This is a genomic window from Wolbachia endosymbiont of Madathamugadia hiepei, assembly GCF_013366855.1.
In the GTDB taxonomy this organism is placed as follows: domain Bacteria; phylum Pseudomonadota; class Alphaproteobacteria; order Rickettsiales; family Anaplasmataceae; genus Wolbachia.
In genome coordinates, this window is sequence record NZ_WQMP01000081.1 from 1 (window position 1) to 4,387 (window position 4,387).

Here is a 4,387-nt window from a genome sequence, read left to right on the forward strand (position 1 = left end):
AAATATTTTCAGCGGCAGGATCTTTTATATCCCTCCAAAGCGTGGTGACATAATAGTTTTTAAACCTACGAAAAACGACAGCATCAGATTTGTTAAACGAGTAATAGGAGTACCAGGTGACAAAGTGCAAATGATAGAGGGAGAATTATATCTAAATGATCAGAAGGTAAAGCGAAGGCAAATTGAAAGTTTTTCTGATTATGAATCAGGTCGCAGTGTACCAAGGTATATAGAAACACTCCCAGATGGAAGAAAACATGAGATTCTGATAGATAATGTTTCCAATAAACTATCATATAATACTCCAGTTTACTATGTACCTAAAGATCAATTTTTTGTTATGGGAGACAATAGAAATAATTCTTTTGACAGTAGATTTCCTGAAATTGGTTTTGTACCAATGGAAAACATAATTGGGCGTGTGGGCATAGTTGGTTTATCGTTTAAATTGGGGAAGATTGATTGGTTGCCATTTAATTTTAGAATACCTGTTGCTCTGAGATTTGACAGGATATTGCACAAGGCTGTGTAAACTCTACCTATTTGTCAATTCACACAACTCTAAGGAAGGGTTTTCTAATTTGGCAATAGCATTATTGATTTCACTCAAATCATTTCCTTGTAAAGCTTTTTTTGCGTTTTGCAGTAGATTTTTTAACCTTTGATCAGAGGAAAGACTATTATCGCCTTCAATCAAATGTATGAGTTTGTTGCCATTAATTTTAGCTTCTGCAAGGGAACGAGCCTTCATATCTTCATCAAAGTTATTTATTGACTGGTTAACCATATCTTGAACATCGGCTTCACTTAAGCCAAAACTTGAATTTATTTCAACTACTTGCTCAATCCCAGTGGTTTTTTCTCGTGCAGTAACAGTCAATATTCCGTCAACATTAACTGTGAACTCTATCTCAACTCTTGCAGAACCTGCAGGCAATAGTGGTATACCTTTGAGTTCAAACTGCGCTAGAGATTTGTTATCTTCTATCATTTCACGTTCTCCCTGACAAACGTGAATTTTCATTGCCGTTTGCCCATCGACGTAAGTTGTAAACTCTTTTGTTTCTGAAACTGGCAATGGCGTATTTCTTGGTATGATTTTTTCAACTATTCCTCCCATAGTTTCTATGCCAAGTGATAAAGGCAAAACGTCCAAGAGAATGTTCCTATCTTTTGAGCTTGAAGTTAAATAATGAGCCTGCAAGGCTGCCCCAATAACAACTGCTTTATCTGGATCTATATCATTCAGTACCTTATTTCCAAAGAGCTTGACTAGCGAGTCGTGAACTAATGGCACTCTAGTTGCACCACCAACTAAAATTACTCCTTTTATGTCATCAATTTTAAGATCTATATCGTCTATAGTACGAGTAACTATATTGACAGTCTTATTAACCAAGGGACTTATTGCTTGCTCGAATTCTTTTTTGGTAATTTCGCATTTAAATAATTTGCCGTTGATGTTGAATTCAAAAGTACCTACAGTGTTTTCGCTCAGATATTCTTTCACGGTACGTAATTCAATAAGTGATGGCCCTGCCACACAAGTAGCTGACGCTGGAATCCAGTTCTTATTATATAACTTTCTGGTATGTTCATTTGCAATCAAGTTTTCTGGATCCCAGTGTCTGGGCACTGGGATGACACTTTCGCTTGAACCCACCTGTTCTCTATACTTATCGAGTACGATTGAGCTTAGCAGATGGTCAAAATCATCACCACCAAGTTTGGTATCACCACCAACTGCAAGAACTTGAAACACTCTTTGGTGTAATTTCAATATTGAAATATCAAATGTTCCGCCACCAAGATCGTAAACGGCATATATTCTGCTGTTATTGTTCTTTTCAATGGAATAAGAAAGCGCGGCGGCGGTTGGCTCGTTAATAAGGCGCAGAACTTCTATGCCAGCTAATTTTGCTGCATACTTAGTTGCATTACGTGCTGAATCGTCAAAGTAAGCTGGCACAGTAATCACTGCTTTTTTTACTTCTATTCCCGTAGACTTTTTTACCCTCTCACATAGAGCTTTTAATATCTCAGCAGAAATTTCAATAGGAGTAAGATATTTCTCCTCCAAGCATTTTACCCTAATAACTTTTTCACTTTCGTTGTCTATTTCAAAATTAATGCCTTCTTTGTTCAAGTCTTTGACACTTTTACCCATTAGGCGTTTCATTGAGTAAATTGCATCTGGGCCAACATCGTAGCCGGTTTTCAATATGCTATTTTCATATGAAAGAGCAGAAGGCAGCAGTTCTCTTCCTTGTTCATCTTTAAATATCTCCACGTCACCAGCTTTATTCACTATAGCAATTAAAGAATTGGTAGTGCCAAGGTCTATACCAAACACTGTTTCATTTGAATTTGGTTCAGAAATTTGAATTGGCCGCATTTTTCTTCATCTCCTCAAATGACTTATATAAATATTTCAATCTCAAAACTTGCGTAGTAGCTTCATCAAAATTCTTTGTAGCGAAAGCATTAATTAGGCTTTTAGTGCAATCTTTTACCTTTTCATCAATCATCCTACTCGCAAATTGTAGATCATCACAGTCTAGCAAATACTCTCTTATTTCCATTGATTCGTTTAATATCTCAGAATTTAGGTGATCCTTTTGGCTTTTTACCCCAAAAAGATCCAGCAAATGCTCGGCACGTTTTAGTGGGGACTTTAGCACTTGATAAGCTTTGTTTATATTTTCCATGTTTTTGGACTCTCCTTCATTTATGTCAGCTCTGCTGAGCTCAATGTATTTTTTCTCTAGCGCATCAAAACTGATGTTGAAAGCTGGTTCGATTTCAAACAATGTAAAATAGTTGCTAGACATGAAAACTCTCTCCACAACCACATTTTCCTTTCTCATTGGGATTTTTAAAAACAAAACCCGATGAGAGTTTTTCCTCCACGTAATCCATTTCAGAGCCAAGGATAAACATAACAGATTTTGGATCGATCAATACCTTGACTTTTTGGCCATCACTGCAGCTTTCTTCAATTACTGACTCTAAAGGACGAGTATCGTAGGCGTATTCAATATCATATTTTAAGCCGGAACATCCCTTTTGTTTAATTAGAACTCTTATTCCTATTGCTTCTTCTGATTTCTCAAGGTTAGTATGCTGTTTTCGATCCAATAAATGCCTTATCCTTTCTACTGCATTTGCAGTGATAGTGATAAGTTTCTTATCTTTCTTTGCAGCATTTACTCCTTGATATTTACTCATAGCTATTTTTGTTTATTTTGGTAATCATGAATAGCAGCTTTTATAGCGTCTTCGGCAAGCACCGAGCAGTGTATCTTCACTGGAGGCAAAGACAATTCTTCCACTATTTGCGTGTTTTTTATCTTCGTTACATCTTCAATAGTTTTTCCTTTGATCATCTCTGTGAGCAAAGAGCTCGAAGCGATGGCAGAACCACAACCAAAAGTTTTAAATTTTGCATCTTCAATAATACCTTTGTCATTGACCTTTATTTGTAATTTCATCACATCGCCGCATGATGGTGCACCTACCAAGCCAGTGCCAACATTTGGATCATTTTTATCCAGAGAACCAACATTCCTTGGATTTTCGTAATGATCTAAAATTTTCTCATTATAACTCATAGAATTACCCGTAAACCATTACTTACATTATAACATATTTAGGTTGAAAATTAAAGTGAAATGCACTAGCAACCCGCATATTTTACTCACAAAATGTACCTGTTGCGAGTGTATTTTTCTTTACAAATTCATGTAGTGCATGTCATTCTCTATATTAAGTTTGTAATTTTAAAAGGAGTACTTCCTTGAGTTTGTCTAGTAATCTTTATAAAGGTCTGTTGAAAACTTCTTCGCGCTTTAGCGATGGAGTAAAGAGTATTTTTTCTGGCAAAAAAAAATTAGACCAGTCGCTTTTAGATGAGCTGGAAGAGCTGCTAATTAGCATGGATATCGGTCATAAAACTTCTAAGTTGATTATTGACAGGCTCACAAGCATTAAGTTTGACAAGGAAGTTGGGTATAACATTATTACGCAGCGGCTAATGAGCGAAATAGAATCGATATTGAACCCTGCTGTGCAACCGCTAATTTTAAACAAAAAACCACATATAATAATGGTATGCGGAGTGAATGGTAATGGTAAAACCACAACTATAGGTAAGCTCGCGTATAAATATAAGGAGATGGGAAAATCCGTTATGCTTGTTGCGTGTGACACATTTAGAGCTGCTGCTAGTGAACAGTTAAACATTTGGGCAGAACGTTCTGGTTGCTCCATTGTTACTGGAAAGTACGGTAGCGACTCTGCAAGTGTTGCATATAGAGCTGTAAGCCAAGCTATAAAAGAGAACGTTGATGTTGTTTTGATTGATACAGCAGGCAGGCTACAAAATAAC

The 4,387-nt window shown here is 36.5% G+C and carries 6 protein-coding genes; 2 read left to right on the top strand and 4 right to left on the bottom strand.

What is annotated here, in order from left to right; all coding sequences use genetic code 11:
• The coding region (lepB, locus tag GO685_RS03550) for a signal peptidase I (protein ID WP_175937600.1) at positions 1-532 on the top strand (532 nt) is incomplete at its 5' end.
• Between the two features lie 3 nt (positions 533-535).
• Here lepB and GO685_RS03555 read toward each other — a convergent pair.
• From GO685_RS03555 to iscU, 4 genes are read right to left on the bottom strand one after another with little or no spacing between them, the layout of a single operon-like run.
• Positions 536-2,395 carry an Hsp70 family protein gene (locus GO685_RS03555; RefSeq protein ID WP_175937601.1) on the bottom strand — a complete coding sequence of 620 codons (1,860 nt, stop codon included), beginning with the start codon at positions 2,393-2,395 and terminating at the stop codon, positions 536-538.
• Entirely contained in the window at positions 2,373-2,831 is a 459-nt protein-coding gene (locus GO685_RS03560; protein WP_175937605.1) for an iron-sulfur cluster co-chaperone HscB C-terminal domain-containing protein, read from the bottom strand. Before GO685_RS03560 ends, GO685_RS03555 begins: the two co-directional genes overlap by 23 nt.
• On the bottom strand, positions 2,824-3,228 hold the full coding sequence (locus GO685_RS03565; RefSeq protein ID WP_175937602.1) for a HesB/IscA family protein: 405 nt from the start codon (positions 3,226-3,228) through the stop codon (positions 2,824-2,826). The genes GO685_RS03560 and GO685_RS03565 overlap by 8 nt, the downstream gene beginning before the upstream one ends.
• A 2-nt stretch (positions 3,229-3,230) precedes the next feature.
• On the bottom strand, positions 3,231-3,611 hold the full coding sequence (gene iscU / locus GO685_RS03570) for a Fe-S cluster assembly scaffold IscU (protein ID WP_175937603.1): 381 nt from the start codon (positions 3,609-3,611) through the stop codon (positions 3,231-3,233).
• 185 nt (positions 3,612-3,796) lie between these two features.
• Here iscU and GO685_RS03575 point away from each other — a divergent pair.
• On the top strand, positions 3,797-4,387 hold a 591-nt coding region (locus GO685_RS03575), incomplete at its 3' end, for a signal recognition particle receptor subunit alpha (RefSeq protein WP_175937604.1).